The sequence below is a fragment of the Bradyrhizobium sp. 26S5 genome, assembly GCF_036923295.1.
Lineage (GTDB): Bacteria > Pseudomonadota > Alphaproteobacteria > Rhizobiales > Xanthobacteraceae > Bradyrhizobium > Bradyrhizobium septentrionale.
In genome coordinates this window covers 7,614,492-7,631,486 of the sequence record NZ_CP145948.1, presented here as the reverse complement: position 1 = coordinate 7,631,486, position 16,995 = coordinate 7,614,492, and the positions used below count along the sequence as shown (strand labels likewise).

Sequence of the window (16,995 nt, the reverse complement as noted above, 5' to 3'; positions counted from 1 at the left end):
ACATCCGGTATCGAAAGCCTTCGCTCGTGCAGTCAAGTCGGCATTTGCGTTAGATCAAGAGTTTACGATTGCGGCTGACTATTCTCGCAGCTTCGCCTTCTCAAGCGTAACGAGATCACCGCAGCCCTCGCAGGCAAATTGTGGTTCGTCGTGAGGGCCCGGCAAAGCGTACTCATATCCATGGCCGGAAGCAGGACCGGGAGGACTGGAACCGAAAAGCCCGTGGCTTTGCCCCGGATCGTCCTTAAGGACGCAGCGAGGACAGTACCGGTCGGCGGCCTTGCCGAGTTGGCATCCAAATTCTTTCCGAAGGGCTTCTCCCTGCCACGTCGTGCCATCGCGCTTGACGAGCTTTCTGGCGCGCGCGAAAGCATGGCGTTCAGCCGCGTCGTCGCCAATACGGATCGTCTGGTCCAGGTGGAAAGGGCAAACCGCTATGGCATGGGTCGTTTCCAGCGCGTAGTGTACGGCTGAACCGAGATCATCCGCGTAATAGGTTCCGGACATGCGCGCCTCCTGCTCGGACGTAGCGGACTCGGAGTACCTGTTGGCCCGAGCCCATAGCCTCAACAGCTTTAGACAGGCAGGTTGTTCGGCTACACCGCTTGTCTAGCGTGATACGGCAACCGTGTTTTTGATGTAGCGCAAAGAAAACTCCGCTCTTGGTCAGAGAAGTGCCAGCTTCGTATGCCGCCCGGGTGTTGCTGTTGCGGCAAGCGTGCCCCCGGCGTGCAGGGGATGCCCATTCACGCGGACCCACAGCGGCAGGATTAGGGACAGATTCGCGTGGCCGAAAGCATCGCGGATAAGTTTCACGCATCTATGATCGGCGTTTCAGCGTCCGCCATCGATCCTCCCTTTGTCGCCGAGGGGGTGATCATCGATCAGACTACTGAAGAGGATATCAAGCGGATGCGCGCTGATCTTGCGGCGAAGAGCGAATGGTTGAGGAAGGTGCGGGCGGGAGCGCGATAAGGTGGAGTGGCAGCGTGCGCTGGAATCCCCGACCGCGTTCCTGGCGGAGCAGGCCGTGGCGGCAGATCTCGTTGTTTTCAAACGCAGGAAAATTCAGTCCGACTACTTTCACTACCTCGATTCGGATGAGGCCATTCTGCGGATGGGGCGTCCCACGCTGTCAGTGCCGGAAGGTACAAGTTATCGGCCGACCGCGTCGTCATCGGTTGGAAAGACACCCGCGCGGCACGTCAGGCGGTTCGAGACGCGTCGCCCTTCCTGATCCGGGCTTCGAAGGTGACAATCGCCGAAATCTGCGCGTCGGATGAGCAAGATGTAGCCGCGCACCGCTTGCGCGATGTCGCGGGCTACCTTGAACGGCACTGCGTCAATTGCCAGTTCGAGGTTCGCGTCCACACCGCGGAGCCAGACGCAGAGTACCTCATCAGGCTGGCCAGGACCGAAGGCGCCGATCTTATCGTTACGGGTGGCTATGGGCACACTCGACTGGGTGAATGGATGTTCGGTGGCATGACGCGCGCTTGCTGCAGCAAGCTCCAATCTGCCTGCTGATGTCGCACTAATCGCTTAAGTCGGGAGCCGCAGGAGCGGCTGTTCTCGCCACCCTCCGACGCTGGTTGATCACCACAGTCAGCGCAATTCCCCGTTGAGTAGTTGTAGCGTATCGGCCTGACGGGCCATCGGGGAGGCGCGCGCGCAACCCAATGATCACCATCCTTGACATGGGATCGCTTGACCGCCGACCACGCGGTCCGGTACGCGAGTTTTTCCTGCCTGCGGTCGTCCGCATGCGCGGCAAATCCGTGATTGAGGGCCTCGCGATAGATTTCCTGGGCGTGGCGTGGCAGATGATTTTGGATCGGGAGCGGAAGGTATCATTCGAGTGATAAGGAATGTTGATCTCCGTCAATCCACCTGCGCCCACTCCTCGACCTCGGGCGAGCGCGCAGACACGAGCCCATATACGGAACCGAACCGCCGCAGGTGATCATGGACCTTGACTACGCCCTTGACGTTCTCTGCGGCAACGATGGAGGCCGTCCGACAAGGTTCTTCGAAAATCGTGCCGCTGAGATGAACGATTCCATCCTTGACGATCACGTTCAGTCCGGACGGGCACCAGTCCTTGTTCTCGATCTCCTCGACGACTTGTGCGCGAATACGTTCATCGTCAGTGGTAGGGTCCGCCACCCGGCCGGCCAGGCTTGCCGCTGCCTGCATCAGGTCTGACCGGGTCACAATTCCAGCGAGCTTCCCGTCTTGCACGACCGGAACGCGCTTGACGTTGTTTCTCTCCATGATCTCGACGACCTCAGCCAAGGTGACCTGTTCGTCCACCGTGATCGGAGCGGCGGTCATGATCTCGGCCACCTTGCAACCGCGCTCGTGAACGTAGTTTTCGGCGGCTTCGCCTGCGCCAAGGATCAATTCGAGCCAGCGGGCGCGCTTGCGTTGCGTGCCGATTTCACTTCTCCGCAGAAAATCGCTCTCGGACAGGATGCCAACCAGCGCGTGCCGCCCGTCGACAACCGGCAACCCGCTGATGTGATGCCGGACCATGAGGCTTGCGGCTTCCGCCATATCGGCTTCGGGAGCGATCGAAATGACGTTCCGAGCCATGATCTGATGAACTCGCACAGAAACCTCCCGTAGCTGATCTCTGAACTGATAAGCGTTGCAGGGCGACTGGTGCTTGATCCGCGTCAATCCGCCAGGCCGCGTCGGCAGGTGATGCTTGCCGCGCCAGGTCGGCAACCGTGGGGCTGATTGCCGCTCGCCGTCGGCCCGGAAGCATCGACCCGCCACAGTCTCAAGGTTGACGTGCATCAAGGCCGGCGCGCTGTGCCCATCCTAGACTAGAATCGCTAAATGGAGATAGCGCATGTTCGCAAAAGATGTGATGCGCGCCTCGTTCGCGACAATCGAGTCGGGCGCGGCGTTGCTTGATGCTGTTCGGCTGCTGCTGGAAACGGGTCAACGAGGCTTGCCCGTGCTCGACGGCTCCGGATCTCTAGTCGGCGTGATTTCGGAAGGCGATTTTCTCCATCGCAGGGAACTCGGCGTGCATTGCCCCGAAGGGTTCTTGCTCGAATGGCTTCTCAGCAAGGAGGAGGGAAGGCTCGTACGCGAGCGGACCCGGGCTCTCCGTGTTGATGCTGTCATGAGCCGCAAGCCCGTTTTCGTCGACGAGCATGCAACGGTAGACGAGATCGTCGCCGAAATGGACAATCATCAGATCTCGCAGGTGCTGGTACTTCGCGACACGCGGGTCGTTGGCATTGTGGGCCGTGCGCAGTTGCTCCTGGCGCTCGAGCAAAGCCTCAGCAGATCGACGACGGATTGAGCTGCGCCCCACCGGGTGGCAACGCGCGGTTGATCCGGATCAACTCCAGCGCACGCTGGCCGACGTTAGATGCGGTTCACAGGCAAGGAGGCTACCATGATGACCCGGAACGTCGGACGCGTTGATCAGATGCCCGAATCATCATCGGTTTGGCTCTGACCGCTTATACCGTGAAGGATGGCTCGTTCGGGATAGGCTGGCTGGTTGCCGGGACCCTCGGCTTCATCCTGATCGCGACCGCATTCTTCTCGTATTGTCCGTTCTACACGTTGCTGGGAGTGAACACCCGGCAGAATCCCAGCTCGGTCTAGAGATCTGGCAACGTTGATGAGCATAGAATTTACTCTTGCTGAGCTGCGATCACGGCTCGATCGCCTCGACCCCGGCGCTGTTCTGAGTCTCTCCGAGCACGATTATGAGCGGTTGTTTGGAATCAACGAGGTCGCTGCCGCCAAGGTCGCGCAGTTTGCCGGGACGAATCGTTGCGTGAGCATCCCGGGCGCAGATGCGGTGTACTTCCGCAGATGGAGCACTGACGAGACGCCGCGCGGAGTCTTCGAACGTCGGCATCGAAGCGTCCGCCGTAGCGACGCGATCACTGCCGCCAACTGCCTCTTCAAACCTCTGCCGGTTCTGCTGCCGTGGTCGATCCATTTGCCGGCCAGCCCTGCACCAAATGACATGAAGGATCGCAAATGCGGATCAACTGTGGTCCGGCCGCACGCCGGCACGCCAGATTGTCGTCATCCATTCAAGGCGGCATCGCCGGCAGGATGTTGTCGTCCCAATGCGGCGCGATTTGGCTCGCGCCGAGCGACCGCAGGAAGCGCAAAATGTTTTCCGGCCTCAGCGGCGGCGAGGTAGCCGAGCGTTATCAGAATAATAGCGCCTAGAAGCACAGGCGGCAGGCCCGCGAACCCGAATAAGGATCGGACGGGCCCCAGCGCCAGGAAGGCGGCGGCGGCAAGGGCGCCCAGCGAGCCCAGGACCAGCACGCGATGCGGCCGGTTGGACCACCATGGCAGTCGCCGTGAGCGGATCAGGAAGATGACCAGGATCTGGCTGGCGATGGATTCCAGGAACCAGCCGGTCTGGAACGCGGCCGCGTCAGCGTTAAAGACCTTCAGAAGAATGATGAACGTCGCGGCGTCGAACAGCGATGAAATCGAACCCATGACGACCGTGAATCGCAGGATACCGGCTATATTCCACGATTGCGGCCTCTCGGCATCCTCCTCGTCGATCTCGTCGAAGGGAATGCCGATTTCGGAGAGATCGTAGAGCAGGTTGTTCAGCAGGATCTGCAGCGGCAAGAGCGGCAGGAACGGGAGGATGATGGACGCCAGCGCCATCGAGAGCATGTTGCCGAAATTCGAACTGGTTCCCATGCGGACATATTTCAGGATGTTCGCGAAGGTTCGCCGTCCCTCGATCACGCCGGCGCCCAGCACCGAGAGATCCGGAGCCAGCAGGATCATGTCCGCCGCGGCGCGTGCCACTTCGGTCGCGCCGGCCACGGAAATCCCGACATGGGCCGTGTGAATTGCCGGAGCGTCGTTGATGCCGTCGCCCATGAAGCCGACAACGTGACCACGCTGGCGCAAGGCCCGGATGATCCGCCTCTTCTGCTCCGGATCGACCCTGGCGAACAGGTCGACATCCTCGATCTGCGCGGCGAGCGCCCGATCGCTCAAATCGGCGATCTCGTTGCCGGTCAGGATGCGGCGTGAGGGTAATCCGACGGCATCCGCGACGTGAGCGACCACCGCCGCGTGGTCACCGGAGAGCACCTTGATGCGGACGCCGAGTGCCATGAGTTCCCGGACGGCTTCAGCTGCATCGCGCTTGGGTGGGTCGGCGAAGGCGCAGAAGCCGACCAGCGTAAGGACACCCTCGTCCTCCGTCGTAACATCCGCTTGATTCGGAGCCATAGTCCGAATGCCGACGCCTAGCAGCCGAAAGCCCTGCCGGGCATGGTCATCTTGCAGGCGAACAAGCTCGGCGCGATGGCTGTCATCCAGCGGTCGCGCTAAGCCGTCGACCTCGACCGCGACCGCACGAGCCATGACGGCTTCCGGTGCGCCCTTGACGATCAGAAATCGGCCATTGCCGCGTGCCGCGAGGACCGAGAGGCAGCGGCGCTCGAAGTCGAAGGGGATTTCAGCGAGCCGGGTCCAGGCGCTGCTTCCCGACGGGATATCCACGGCGAGCAGGGCCTCATCCAGCGGGCTGCGGATGCCGGTCTGGAACGCGCTGTTCAATCGGGCCAGTTGGAGCACTCGCTCGCTACAGCGCCCCGCGGGATCGATATGCGCCGCAAGCGTTATTTTCGCTTCCGTCAGCGTGCCGGTCTTGTCGACGCACAACGTGTCCATCGCGCCAAGATCGTGGATCGCGGAGAGCCTTTTGACGATCACCTGTCTCTTGGCCATCCGCTGCGCTCCGCGCGCCAGCGTCACTGTCATCACCATCGGCAACAGCTCAGGTGTCAGGCCGACGGCCAGCGCGACGGCGAACAGGAACGATTCCATGGCCGCCCGATGCGCCACGAGATGGGCGAGCAGCACGAACAGCGTGAGGAAAATCGTCAGTCTCAGAATGAGCATACCGAGCTTCTGCACGCCCTGCTCGAGCGCACTTGGCGGATCGTTCGCCAAAAGCGCGGCGCTGATCATGCCGAAGCGTGTACGGCGCCCGGTCTCGACGACAAGCATGGTTCCGCTGCCGCCGACGACGCTGGTGCCGGCGAACAGGGCATTGCTAGCTTCCGCGGGCAGACTGGTGATACAGGGCTCGGTCGTCTTGGCGGCCGGAAACGGTTCGCCTGTCATAAGGGCTTCGTTCAGTCGGAGATCGCGGGCCTCAAGCGCGACCCCGTCGGCCGGCACGAGATCGCCCGTCCGGAGCTGCACGACGTCTCCGGGGACGAGCTCACTCACCCGCAGCGCAACGATCGCGCCATCGCGAATGACATCAGCCTGGATCGCAACCGATCGTCGCAAGGCATCGACAGCGACTTCCGCGCGATGTTCCTGCACAATATCCAGCGTCAGCGACAGGCCCACCACGAGGACGATGATCGCAAAGCTTCCCAGGTCGCCGCTGAATCCTGACACTGCTGCCGCCACGATCAGGATGGCAATCAGCGGATTGATCAGACGGTGCACGACCTTTTGCAGCATCGATCGCGTCTGGGAAGGCTCGGCGAGGTTCGGACCGATTTGCGCCAGCCGTCTTTCGGCCTCCTGTTGGCGCAGGCCGCGCCGTGGTGCATCGAGAGTACGCAACAGCGAACTGGTTGGCTCCCGCCAGAACGCCTCAACGGCTGGCCCATACGTTGACGGCTTGAGCGGCATGAGAGTCTCGCGATGCTGGAAAGGATTTGCGGCAAGTCATAGCGCGGCCGCATGGGCTCGAGGTTGATGTGGCTCAAGCCGTCCGGACCGCGTATGCCTTATTCCGACGAAGCTAATCCCTTGGTCAGGCTCGCAAACCCGCTTCAAGGGGCTGCCACGCCAGGATCGGACAGCGCCCGTCACTTGTTAACCTGCGTACGCACAGCTAGGATGACGGACCCTGTACGTGAATGGGAGCAGAAGACCGTCCCATGGAGCAGTTTGTTCACAACAAGAACCTGGCCTTGTTCAGGAAGAAGCTCGCTGATCCGCGGCTTACGGACGGGGAGCGCAAGATCGTGCACAAGCTGCTGGCGGATGAGGAGGCGAGGCAGATTGCGCCGCATAACGCGAAAGAGGATCGCAAGGCCGATTGACCTGGACCAAGGTCGGCTCCTTCGTCATTCGTTTCCCTGAACTTGCCGGTTGCCAATAGCTGGCAGCTTCAACTGTTTGATCGCAGGCACGCGGGTCCCGCGAAGCTCCCGATGGCAACCTATTACTTCGACCTGAAGGATGGTGTCCCGGTCTGTGATCGGATCGGACTGGAGTTCGCAAGCCGATACAGCTGTGATCACACACAGCAAGCAAACGGCGAGCAAGATCCGACATGAGAATCCGACCGCATCTGTCGATCATTATGTCGCGGTCATCGATGAGCCGGGTAGGGAGATCCATCGGGAGCCGATTTCTTCAGGTAAGGCCTGAGCCAAGTGCTCGCTGTACCGACGTAGTGTAGACGGCAGTGCCAGTCAGGCAGCACGAGTGCTATAATGGCTGATCGTCCTCCGTCGAGGGCTCCTCCTGCAGCGAGACAAAGTCACCGCCGCCATAGTCCTCCTCTGGCGGCGGGACTTTCGAGAGCTGATCCTCGACCCGCTTCACGCCGGCAACGTTCTCCGCGGCGATGACAGCGGCTTTGCGGGCGTTGTCGCTCCGGATGCCGCCGCGCAAGCCTACGACCCCGTCATGCACGCTGACATGCAGCGCGTTGGGCCGCCAAGGTGCACGCGCCAGTGCGGCAATAACCGACGCGCGGATCTGGTCGTCGTTGGCGGAAGGGGATGGCCGATCGAGGCGGAGGTTCGCGATGGCGGTGATGAAGTCAGTGCGCGTGACCATCCCGACCAGCCTTTTATCGCGCATCACAGGAAATCGTGTGACGCCGTGCGATTTCTTGAGTTGGACGACCTGTTCAAGCGGTGTGTCCTCCTCGACCGTGATCGGACTGGGCGACATGATCTGACTAACCTTGCGGCCGTGTTGGCGGGCGAAGTCGAGTGCGACCTGGTTCGCGCCTGCAAGCATCGCAAGCCAGCGGCCGCGGCGCCTTTCCGTCCCGACTTCCACGCGTCGGATGAAATCTCCTTCTGACAGGATTCCGACTAGCACTCCATCCCGATCGGTGACCGGAAGGCCACTGACGCCATGGGACAGCATCGTCTTGATAGCGTCGATCACCGATGCGTCAGCGTCGATTGTGATGACGTTCCGTGACATGATCTCCCGTACGTGCACGGCGAAATTCCTCCCAATGGCGCTGACACGTTCAGCTAACTCCCGGAAACAATGAGGTGCGTTGATCCTTATCAACCAAGCGGTCGGCTAATCACGCTGATATGCCGCCGGCGCGGCGGGCGCCGGGCCGGAATGACGCCGACAGCTGGTAACCGCCTATGGTTCCTGACAGCCTGACCGCTCGCCTGAACGACAAGAACTCCCCTCAAGATCCGGGGAGAGGCGACGGCTTGGCCTTGGGGCGCGATCTCCGGCTCGATGTATGCCGAGGGATTGCTCTCTGGTGCATCTTCCTCGATCACATCCCCAACAATGTCTTCAGCTGGTTGACCCTGCGGCACTATGGCTTCAGCGATGCGGCTGAAGTCTTCATGTTCGTGTCCGGCGTGACCTGCGCGCTGAGCTACGGCGCTGTCCGCCGTCGCGAGGGGTGGTGGGCAGTCTTCGCGCATACGCTGCTGCGAGGCTGGGAGATCTATGCGGCCTTTCTCATCCTGACTATTACGCTTGTCGTGGTCGTGCACGCCTCGGGCAGCGATCGATTCGCGGACGAAGCCAACGTGAAGATTCTGTTGCAACAGCCGGGTGCCGCACTGACCCATGCTGCCATCCTGATGTATCGCCCGATGAACACGGATGTTCTGCCGACCTTTGTGCTCTTCCATCTATCGTTTGCTCCCGCCCTCTGGGGAATACTGAAGTTTCCCAATGCGTCCCTGCTGACCTCCGCGTCCATCTATGCGCTGGTGCAATTGTACGGCTGGAACTTGCCGGAGTGGCCTGTCAATCAGTGGTATTTCAATCCGCTTGCTTGGCAATTCCTGGTCGTCCTTGGGGCGTGGTGGGCGATCCGGGGCTATCGGATGTTTTGGCCAAAAATCGTGTCGTGGCCCGTCGTTTTACTCGCGACAGCGTATCTCGGCTTTGGCCTCATGATCACATTGAGCTGGGAGGTCGAGCCATTGGCAGCCGCGATTCCAGGCTATATTACGCGGTTAATTTATCCGATCGACAAGCCGGACCTGGGCCTTTTGCGGCTCCTGCATTTCCTGGCCATTGCCATCGTCGTGGCGAAGTTCGTGCCACCGAATTGGCGGGGATTTACTATGGTCGGCCTGATTCATTGCGGCGAACGTTCGCTCGAAACCTACTGCGCAGCCGTCGTGCTTTCCCTGCTGGCAAGTTGGTATCTCGTTGAAGTATCCGACAGCATCGCGGCGCAGTTCGTGGTGAGCGCCACAGGGGTCGCGACGCTCGTCCTGTTTGCGACATGCATGGCCTGGATCGGCAAACGAAGCCGGCAACATCCGAAACTGCTGTAAGAGATGCTTCTCGTCTCTGTCCCGCGATCGCTTGTAGGAGACAATCAATCCTGCCGCTTACGCCACCATGAGCCGATTCGGCTTCACGCAGTTTCGTAACTCGACCCGGCGCGCGGTCGGAAGAGAAATTACGCCGTTCCGCTCGAGCTGGGTAAAGGTGCGCGAGACCGTTTCGATCGTGAGGCCAAGATAGTCGGCGATGTCCTGTCGCGACATCGGAAGCTCGACGGCGGCATTCTTGGTGGCGCGGCGCGCCATGTCATGCAGGAAGCCGACGACACGCTCTTCGGCGCTACAGATCAGGAGCATCAGATGCTGTTGAAACCGGCGCAGCTCCTGCGCCGTCGCGTCCCACAGTTGTCCCGCCAGATCCTTTTCGTGCGCGGCGCGGGCCATGAGGGCGGCGCGTTTTACGACGACGACCCGCGTCTCGCAGACGGCCTCGGCCGAGGAGATATGGCTTTCACCGGCCTCGAAGCCGAAGATATCTCCGGGCAGATAGAACGCGCCAATCTGGCGGCGTCCGTCTTCCAGGATCTTGTAGGTGCGGACGGCACCGGAGACGACCTGGTAGAGGTATTCCGCAGCCTCCTCCTCGCCGTAAATCTCGCTGTTGCGTGCGAACCGCATCGGCGCCCCGATCATGCCAAACGGCTTTTCGACATGCGCCTGTCGGGCGAGGATGCTGGTCGTGTGACGGCTGCTCTCGCGAGAAATGGCGTCTTGGGTTTGCATGGCGACGCTCCATGGATGGGAAGATCGATGGAGGCAGATTGATCGCATCTCCTGGATTGGGAAATTTGGATGTTTCCCCTAAGTAGAAGCCACTTACGTATCTGTACGTAAGTCCAGGAGATACAGAGGAGGAATAGACGGTGTTCGTACGCCCAGATTCAGTGTCTCGGCGCGCGGGGCGAAAAGCGACGCTAGGTCCCGTTCTTGTCGGGATAGGCAGCGCGTGTGGTGGCTCGATTCTCGTCTTGTTCCTGACGCCAGCGCGTCGTGCTGCGATCGGCGAGGACGAGCACGAGCGCAAAGATCGAGAGGAGGAGACAGACGGCTGCGACGACAAGCAGTGTGCTCATTGCCATGTTGGGCTCCTCGATCTGATCAGCCGGCCGCTTTGATGTCTTCCGGCGATTCCACATAGTAGCCGGAATAGCCGCCGACGAAGCAGAGGTGATCATGGACCTCCTTGACACCCGAGGTGTTCTCGGCGAGCACGATCACGGCCTGGCGCGCGCGGTCATCGAAGATCAGGCCGTGCAGATGCACGACACCGTTGCGCACCCAGACCTGGAAGCCGGCGGGACGCCAACCGGTGGCGTTGATTTCGCGCAGCATTCGTTCACGGATATGGGTATCATCGGCCGTCGGGTCAGGCACTTCGCGCGCCAGCGACGCGACGGCTTGCAGGATGTCTGCTCGGGTGACGATCCCAACCATGGTCTTGCCATTCACAACCGGTACCCGCTTCACGCCATGCTTGTGCATCAAATGCACGATCTCGTCGAGCGGCGTCTGCTCGCCGACGGTGATCGGATTCGTAGCCATGACATCTTCGACCTTACGGCCGCGCTCGTGCACGAAATCGGTCGCGGCACGGCTGACCCCGGTGAAAAGCTCGAGCCAGGCCGATCGTTTGTGTCCTGTTCCGATCTCGGCGCGCTGCAGGAAATCTCCCTCCGATATCATGCCCCTGAGCGTACCATCTTCGTCCATCACCGGCAGACCGCTGAGGTGACATCGCAGCATGATGTTGGCCGCGTCCAGAATCTTCGTGTGCGGGCTGACGGCGATGATATGTTTGGTCATGATCTGATGCGCGCGCATGTCGAATCTCCATGTTGAAAATCAAATATTAAAGCTCTTTGCGCCCTGCATATTGACGTGGCTCAACGGACTGCTTGGCCGCGCTCCAGAGACTTCAAGAACAGCATGAAGTCGCCCACTTGGTCCGCATCGAAGCTGAATTGGGGCATGGTCGGATGGCCAGTGATGATTCCTTCCGCCAATGCTTCCTGCAGCATCTCGACCGGATAGCGCTCGTGCAGCGTCCGGAACGGCGGCGCTATCCTCAGCGGGCTGGGGCTCACCCGATCGATCGCGTGGCAGCGGGCGCAATAGAACTGCGCAAGGCGACGGCCTTGCTCCTGGTCCGCGGCGGCTGGAGCCAGCGCGGCGCAGATCGCGCTGGCGATGACGAGGCCGCAACCAATAGTATGCCGGAACGTCATGGCGGGATGCCTCACGTTGATTGGCGTTTAATGAGACATCAGGACCGGGACGGTCATCGCACGAAGCATATCGCGCGTCACGCCGCCGAGCACGGTTTCCTGCAGCCGGGAGTGGCCGTATCCACCCATTACCAGAAGGTCGAGGCTCTCATCAGCCGCGATCGACAGCAGGATCGACTGAACTTCTGACTTGGACGCCGGCAACGACGTGATCTCGGCCGGAAGCCCCTCCTTTGCAAGATAACGCACCAGATGGTCGGTGGAGCTTTCTGAGGGAATCGGATCAGCACCATCGATAGTGATGACGGCGAGAGCATCGGCTGCGTGCAACAGCGGCATTGCGTCATGGAGGGCGCGGGCAGCAAGCCGGCTGCCGTCCCAGCAAATCCCGATTCGCTTCGCCGAAAATGCGCCGTGGAACGTGTAAGGCATGAACAGGACGGGACCGCCGCTCTGGAACAATAGCTCCCGCGGGATCACGTCGTCGTAGCTGTCGTATTCGCCGCGCGGCTGCACTACCACGGTCAGGTCGTGGAGTCGCGCGCTCGCGCAGATGATCCCGCGAGCATCGATGGGGAGCGCGCCCACGGCGCGGGTCGCGTAGGATATCCCTGCATTCCGAGCCTCGATGTCGAAGACGCGCAGCGCCGCCTCGGCGCGCTCCAGGGCCTGTGCATGTTCGACCTCGAACAGCGAGGCGACGGCCACTCCACCCCCGACTACGATCGGGACATTGGCAGTCTCATAGCCGATTGCCATCGCGTCAAGATGCGCGCCGGTGCTGAGCGCGAGCGAGACCGATCCGTCGACTGCGGGGCGCGGCGACAGATCCGTCGGAATGTGGACCAAGATGTTCTTGAACATGGGCCGTTCTCCAAAGAGGTAAGAGCAAGTGCCATCAAAGCACCGGTCGAGGCGGGCCAATTTGATCTGCCTCATGCGCGTTCGTGGATTCTGATTGAGCGAGATCAATTCATCGAGCGTGCTTTTCGCGCAAATGTTGTGCCCCAGCTTGCAGGAGCCGGCATGGCGCGCGTCGCATTGGTTACGGGTGGAAGTAGGGGAATTGGGGCCGCCATTGCGCGCGCCCTCGCTGCTGCCGGATGCCGCGTTGCGGCCTGCTATGCTAGGAATGCAGGAGCCGCGTGGTCTTTTCAGGATCAGACCGGAATTCCCGTTTTCCAGTGGGATGTCGCGAACTACGAGGCCTGTGCAGCCGGTGTCCGCGAGGTGGAGGCGGCGCTGGGCCCAATCGACATCCTGGTCAACAACGCCGGTATTGTGCGCGACGTCACACTGCATCGAATGACCAAGCCGCAGTGGGATGCGGTGATCCGGACCGATCTCGATTCATTGTTCAACATGTGCCGGCCCCTCATCGAGGGCATGCGGGCGCGCAAGTTCGGGCGGATCATCAACATCTCGTCGATCAATGGGCAGAAGGGCCAGATCGGCCAGACGAACTATGCCGCGGCGAAGGCCGCCGAGCTCGGCTTCACCCGCGCGTTCGCGCTCGAAAGCGCGCGGTTTGGGATCACTGTTAATGCAATCTGCCCCGGTTACATCAACACCGAGATGCTGGCTGCGGTGCCGGCCGATGTCATGCAGAACTCTATTCTGCCGCAGATTCCGGTCGGGCGGCTGGGGCAGCCGGAGGAGATCGCCCGTGCCGTCGCCTTTCTTGCTGCCGACGAAGCAGGGTTCATCACCGGGTCGACGCTGTCAATCAATGGCGGCCAGCATAGTGAATGGGAGACATGACAATGCTCGCAACCGATGTGATGCGCAGTTCGTTCGCAACGATCAAGCCGACTGCCACAGTACTCAATGCCGTCGAGCTGCTGCTTGAAACCGATCAGCGTGGCCTGCCAGTGATCGACGACGCCGGCGACCTCGTCGGCATGGTTTCGGAGGGCGATTTCCTCCACCGCGATGAGCTTGGCATCAGCCCGCCATCAGGAAACTGGCTGGAGTCTTTGCTTGGCATTGCGGAGAATACACCTGAACGCGAGCGCATGCGCACGCTGCAGGTCGGCTCGCTCATGAGTGGCGCGCCGATCACCGTCGATGTCGAGGCATCGATCGAGGACGTCGTCGCGCAGATGGATATTTACAACGTCGCCCAGATTCCGGTGCTCGGCGCCGGAACCGTCGTCGGTATTATCAGTCGCAGGGAACTGCTTGCGGCATTGGCGCGCCGATTGAGAGAAGCAGAAAAAGAAAGCATTGGAGTTACTTCATGAGCGAGATGACCCTGCAGTCACATGCGCACGCCGTCGTTTGGATCGATCACCTTGTTGCGAAGGTTTTCGGCATTGGGTTAACAGGCGTCAGCGCGACGGCCGTCCATGTGCATTTGGCGTCGCAGCACCTGCATCATAAGGCGAATACTGGCGATGGTCTCGTCCAGGCCGATGCGACATTTCTTGCCAGGGTGGGCGAGGCCGTAAGCGGTTGCAGCGATTTGCTCGTCATCGGTCCAGGCATCGAGAAGGCCGAGCTGACGCAGTATCTCAGGGCCGAGCGGCCCGACCTCCAGTTGCATGTTGAGCCGAGCGATCATCCGACCGACGCGGAGATCGTGGCGCTGGGTCGGAAGCGGTTCCACCTTGGCTGAGCGGCAAAGGCCCGGCGTCTGAACAGCTGCCAGGTCGAAAAGATAGATTGCGCCCGAGCCCATCCGGCTCGAGTTGGAGGCGAGCGATGACAGTCCATGCAGTTCTCGACCAGCCCACATCTGCCGCTAACGACGATGTGGCGACTGCGAGAGCGCCTGCGTCGGTGCCATCCGAGAGCCAGGCAATAGCGGGTGGCGAGTCGATCGACCAATTGGTCCACGCGGCAATGGCGCGATGGACCGGGGGGCTTTCAGGCGCCAGCCTGCGCTCGCATTCGCCGATTGGCAACTCCATCTCGCGGCCTCACCCAGCAAACGGCTTCAGCTGGCGCTGAACGCGGTTGCTGACGGCTGGCGCTTCGCGCGGATGGTGTCGACGCCGCATGCTGTCTGGCAGCCCTGGTTCATGGTCAAGCCTCAACCGGGTGACAACCGGTTCGCCGGCCGGGATTGGACATTACCGGCCCTTTAACGTCATGGCGCAGGCATTCCTGCTGGGCGACCAGTGGTGGCATTCGGCGGCGAGCGGCCTGCACGGCGTCTCGAAGGGAAATGCGGCAATTGTGGATTTCACCGTCCGCCAATCGGCAAGGAGGTTGCCGCTACCAAGGGCAAGGTTGTCTACCGGAATGAGCTGACCGAACTCATCCAATACGCTCCCAGACGGCCGCCGTTTGCCCCGAACCGATACTTGTGGTGCCGGCGTGGATCATGAAGTATTACATCCTCGATCTCTCGCCGCAAAATTCGCTCGTGCGCTTCCCGGTTCAACGCGGGTTTACGGTGTTCATGATCTCATGGCGCAACCCCGGGCCGGCCGATCGCGAACTTGGTCTTGATCACTATCGCAAGCTCGGGATCGACGCCGCCATAGACGTCATCGATCAGCTTGGTCCCGGACGTCCAATCCATGCGGCTGGTTACTGCCTTGGCGGGACGGTACTGGCAATTGCGGCTGCTCGGCTGCAAAAGGAACGGCCCGGCTGCCTGCGCTCGGTGACGCTCTTGGCAGCCCAGGTTGATTTCGCCGAGGCTGGCGAGCTGACGCTCTTCATCAATGAAAGCCAGGTCGCGTTCCTCGAGGATATGATGCGGCAGCGCGGCGTGCTCGAGACGGCGCAGATGGCCGGTGCGTTCCAGTTGCTGCGCTCGAATGACATGATCTGGTCGCGCCTGGTCCGCGACTATCTCATGGGCGAGCGCGCCGCACCGAGTGATTTGATGTCATGGAACGCGGACGCGACTCGCATGCCATACCGGATGCATTCAGACTATCGGCGCAAGCTGTTTCTCAACAACGACCTTGCCGAAGGCCGTTATTTGGCGGACCGGCAGCCGGTGGCACTCTCCGACCTTCGCGTCCCCATGTTCGTGGTCGGCACCGTTCGTGATCACGTCGCGCCCTGGCGGTCGGTTCACAAGATTCACCTGCTGGCTGATGCCGATATCGCCTTCGTGCTGGCGAGCGGCGGTCACAACGCCGGCATCGTTGCTCCGCCGTCGGAGGAGGGGCACAGCTATCAGCTGCTGGAAAAGAGGGCGGATCAACCCTATGTCGGCCCCGACGAGTGGCTGCAGAAGGCGATGAATCGCGGCGAATCGGTGGCTGGAGTGGGTTCGTTTCCTCATCGCGCATTCGGGAGCCTGGGAGCCGGCGCAGTCGGCGCTTCACGCGCCCCAGGGCGGGCCGCCGCTCGACGATGCGCCAGGACGGTACGTCCTGCAGCATTGAGCCGGCCAGTTGTTGCCGTGGACGGGCTTGATCTGCCGCAAGGCTCCACCGGTGTCCGGTCTCTATGGTAGCGGCGACGCCGCAGGGGTTGAGGAGTCGGCCCGGTGGTTCAGGGCAAAAGTCGCGGGTCAATGAGCCGCGCTCGTCTGCAGGAGGGAGCCATGAGTCTCATTATTCGAATTCTCTTCATAATAGCAGGGTTCATCGCAGCGCTGTTTGTCGCGCGCGATACTCTCAATTTCGACATCATGCAAATGTTCGTCGTCGTCCTTTTCGTAACCGGGCTTCTGATGGTTGGTGCTTTCTGGAGTGTGTGGCGGCGGCAGGCGTGACCTTCCGGTGCGAGTGGCGGTGGCGTTCCAACATGGCCGCTCAGCTCGCTGAATCCTGCATAGCCGTTGCGCTTGGCGGCGCCGCCGGATCGGCTTATGTCAGGCGAGGCCTGAACGTCAGCTTCGAGCGCAGCGGCCGATCGCTAGCCTGCGGATGATGCTTCATGCGAAGGCATTGAGGGCCGGCCCTGCAAGGTCACCCTCGATTCATAGCAGATGTCAAGGCAAGTTAAGCGAATGCACTCATCTTGCATTCCAAGCCCGAATTCTAGCGCCCTTCGTCCCGACCGGTGAAGGCTATCAGCAGCAACGACAGCGCGGACGTCGCTGCCATAAAGGCTGCGGTCCAAGCTGCCGCCGATACGACAAAGGCCGCCTCAAATCGCCAAGCCAGAAGCGGCTCGGTTGAGGCAAGCGGAATCGCGTCGGGGAAGAACCAGTTGTAGAATAGAAGAAGCGCCGCCGTCGAGATGGCGCTTCCGGCAAAAAGAAGACCCAGTGCGCGGCTCATAGCATCCTCCTG

The 16,995-nt window shown here is 61.2% G+C and carries 22 protein-coding genes and 1 pseudogene; 10 read left to right on the top strand and 13 right to left on the bottom strand.

Annotated features, from left to right (window positions below):
- Positions 1-78 precede the first annotated feature (78 nt).
- Complete coding sequence (locus V5279_RS35940) at positions 79-507, bottom strand: hypothetical protein (protein ID WP_338691723.1); 429 nt, start codon at positions 505-507, stop codon at positions 79-81.
- Between the two features lie 279 nt (positions 508-786).
- On the opposite strand from V5279_RS35940, the gene V5279_RS35935 reads away from it, so the two are divergent.
- Positions 787-975, top strand: coding sequence for a hypothetical protein (locus V5279_RS35935; protein WP_338691722.1), 189 nt, complete (start codon positions 787-789; stop codon positions 973-975).
- 180 nt (positions 976-1,155) lie between these two features.
- On the opposite strand, the gene V5279_RS35930 is transcribed toward V5279_RS35935, so the two are convergent.
- From V5279_RS35930 to V5279_RS35920, 3 genes are all read right to left on the bottom strand, one after another.
- A complete protein-coding gene (locus V5279_RS35930; RefSeq protein WP_338691721.1) occupies positions 1,156-1,515 on the bottom strand; it encodes a hypothetical protein in 360 nt (119 codons plus the stop codon).
- Positions 1,446-1,802 (bottom strand): ChaB family protein, encoded by a 357-nt coding sequence (locus V5279_RS35925; protein WP_338701573.1) that lies wholly within the window; start codon positions 1,800-1,802, stop codon positions 1,446-1,448. Before V5279_RS35925 ends, V5279_RS35930 begins: the two co-directional genes overlap by 70 nt.
- 79 nt (positions 1,803-1,881) lie before the next feature.
- Positions 1,882-2,613 (bottom strand): CBS domain-containing protein, encoded by a 732-nt coding sequence (locus V5279_RS35920; protein WP_338701571.1) that lies wholly within the window; start codon positions 2,611-2,613, stop codon positions 1,882-1,884.
- Positions 2,614-2,857: 244 nt separating this feature from the next.
- Between V5279_RS35920 and V5279_RS35915 the strand changes: the two genes are divergently transcribed.
- Both V5279_RS35915 and V5279_RS35910 read left to right on the top strand, forming a co-directional pair.
- Positions 2,858-3,319, top strand: a complete 462-nt coding sequence (locus V5279_RS35915; RefSeq protein ID WP_338691720.1) for a CBS domain-containing protein — start codon at positions 2,858-2,860, stop codon at positions 3,317-3,319.
- Between the two features lie 149 nt (positions 3,320-3,468).
- Positions 3,469-3,630 (top strand): DUF2892 domain-containing protein, encoded by a 162-nt coding sequence (locus tag V5279_RS35910; RefSeq protein ID WP_338691719.1) that lies wholly within the window; start codon positions 3,469-3,471, stop codon positions 3,628-3,630.
- Between the two features lie 49 nt (positions 3,631-3,679).
- Here V5279_RS35910 and V5279_RS35905 read toward each other — a convergent pair whose 3' ends face one another.
- On the bottom strand, positions 3,680-3,889 hold the full coding sequence (locus V5279_RS35905; RefSeq protein WP_338691717.1) for a hypothetical protein: 210 nt from the start codon (positions 3,887-3,889) through the stop codon (positions 3,680-3,682).
- A 173-nt stretch (positions 3,890-4,062) separates the two neighbouring features.
- Positions 4,063-6,675, bottom strand: coding sequence for a magnesium-translocating P-type ATPase (gene mgtA / locus V5279_RS35900; protein ID WP_338691716.1), 2,613 nt, complete (start codon positions 6,673-6,675; stop codon positions 4,063-4,065).
- A 230-nt stretch (positions 6,676-6,905) separates the two neighbouring features.
- On the opposite strand from mgtA, the gene V5279_RS35895 reads away from it, so the two are divergent.
- Positions 6,906-7,091: a hypothetical protein gene (locus tag V5279_RS35895; RefSeq protein WP_338691715.1), complete on the top strand. Its 186-nt coding sequence runs from the start codon at positions 6,906-6,908 to the stop codon at positions 7,089-7,091.
- Between the two features lie 391 nt (positions 7,092-7,482).
- Here the strand turns inward: V5279_RS35895 and V5279_RS35890 are convergent, their stop codons facing one another.
- Positions 7,483-8,214, bottom strand: coding sequence for a CBS domain-containing protein (locus tag V5279_RS35890; protein ID WP_338691714.1), 732 nt, complete (start codon positions 8,212-8,214; stop codon positions 7,483-7,485).
- A gap of 176 nt (positions 8,215-8,390) precedes the next feature.
- Here V5279_RS35890 and V5279_RS35885 point away from each other — a divergent pair, with 176 nt between their 5' ends.
- Positions 8,391-9,554 carry an OpgC domain-containing protein gene (locus V5279_RS35885; RefSeq protein ID WP_029084192.1) on the top strand — a complete coding sequence of 388 codons (1,164 nt, stop codon included), beginning with the start codon at positions 8,391-8,393 and terminating at the stop codon, positions 9,552-9,554.
- A gap of 57 nt (positions 9,555-9,611) precedes the next feature.
- On the opposite strand, the gene V5279_RS35880 is transcribed toward V5279_RS35885, so the two are convergent.
- The 5 genes from V5279_RS35880 to V5279_RS35860 all read right to left on the bottom strand — a co-directional run bounded on the left by V5279_RS35880 (position 9,612) and on the right by V5279_RS35860 (position 12,655).
- Complete coding sequence (locus tag V5279_RS35880) at positions 9,612-10,199, bottom strand: helix-turn-helix domain-containing protein (RefSeq protein ID WP_338691713.1); 588 nt, start codon at positions 10,197-10,199, stop codon at positions 9,612-9,614.
- Between the two features lie 281 nt (positions 10,200-10,480).
- Positions 10,481-10,639 (bottom strand): hypothetical protein, encoded by a 159-nt coding sequence (locus tag V5279_RS35875; protein ID WP_338691712.1) that lies wholly within the window; start codon positions 10,637-10,639, stop codon positions 10,481-10,483.
- Positions 10,640-10,664: 25 nt separating this feature from the next.
- Positions 10,665-11,387 (bottom strand): CBS domain-containing protein, encoded by a 723-nt coding sequence (locus V5279_RS35870; RefSeq protein ID WP_338691711.1) that lies wholly within the window; start codon positions 11,385-11,387, stop codon positions 10,665-10,667.
- A 62-nt stretch (positions 11,388-11,449) separates the two neighbouring features.
- Entirely contained in the window at positions 11,450-11,791 is a 342-nt protein-coding gene (locus V5279_RS35865) for a c-type cytochrome (RefSeq protein WP_029084189.1), read from the bottom strand.
- Between the two features lie 27 nt (positions 11,792-11,818).
- Positions 11,819-12,655, bottom strand: a complete 837-nt coding sequence (locus V5279_RS35860) for a universal stress protein (protein WP_029084188.1) — start codon at positions 12,653-12,655, stop codon at positions 11,819-11,821.
- Positions 12,656-12,817: 162 nt separating this feature from the next.
- Here V5279_RS35860 and phbB point away from each other — a divergent pair, with 162 nt between their 5' ends.
- The 5 genes and pseudogenes from phbB (at position 12,818) to V5279_RS35835 (ending at position 16,472) form a co-directional block, all read left to right on the top strand.
- Positions 12,818-13,552 carry an acetoacetyl-CoA reductase gene (gene phbB / locus V5279_RS35855; RefSeq protein WP_338701569.1) on the top strand — a complete coding sequence of 245 codons (735 nt, stop codon included), beginning with the start codon at positions 12,818-12,820 and terminating at the stop codon, positions 13,550-13,552.
- Positions 13,553-13,554: 2 nt separating this feature from the next.
- The gene (locus V5279_RS35850) at positions 13,555-14,034 is read left to right on the top strand and encodes a CBS domain-containing protein (protein WP_338691709.1); all 480 of its coding nucleotides are present in this window, start codon (positions 13,555-13,557) and stop codon (positions 14,032-14,034) included.
- The gene (locus V5279_RS35845) at positions 14,031-14,408 is read left to right on the top strand and encodes a hypothetical protein (protein WP_338691708.1); all 378 of its coding nucleotides are present in this window, start codon (positions 14,031-14,033) and stop codon (positions 14,406-14,408) included. Before V5279_RS35850 ends, V5279_RS35845 begins: the two co-directional genes overlap by 4 nt.
- Positions 14,409-14,494: 86 nt before the next feature.
- Positions 14,495-16,140, top strand: a pseudogene (locus tag V5279_RS35840) (PHA/PHB synthase family protein).
- Between the two features lie 161 nt (positions 16,141-16,301).
- Positions 16,302-16,472 (top strand): hypothetical protein, encoded by a 171-nt coding sequence (locus V5279_RS35835; RefSeq protein WP_338691707.1) that lies wholly within the window; start codon positions 16,302-16,304, stop codon positions 16,470-16,472.
- Positions 16,473-16,740: 268 nt separating this feature from the next.
- Here V5279_RS35835 and V5279_RS35830 read toward each other — a convergent pair whose 3' ends face one another.
- Positions 16,741-16,983 carry a hypothetical protein gene (locus V5279_RS35830; protein ID WP_338691706.1) on the bottom strand — a complete coding sequence of 81 codons (243 nt, stop codon included), beginning with the start codon at positions 16,981-16,983 and terminating at the stop codon, positions 16,741-16,743.
- Between the last annotated feature and the right edge of the window lie 12 nt (positions 16,984-16,995).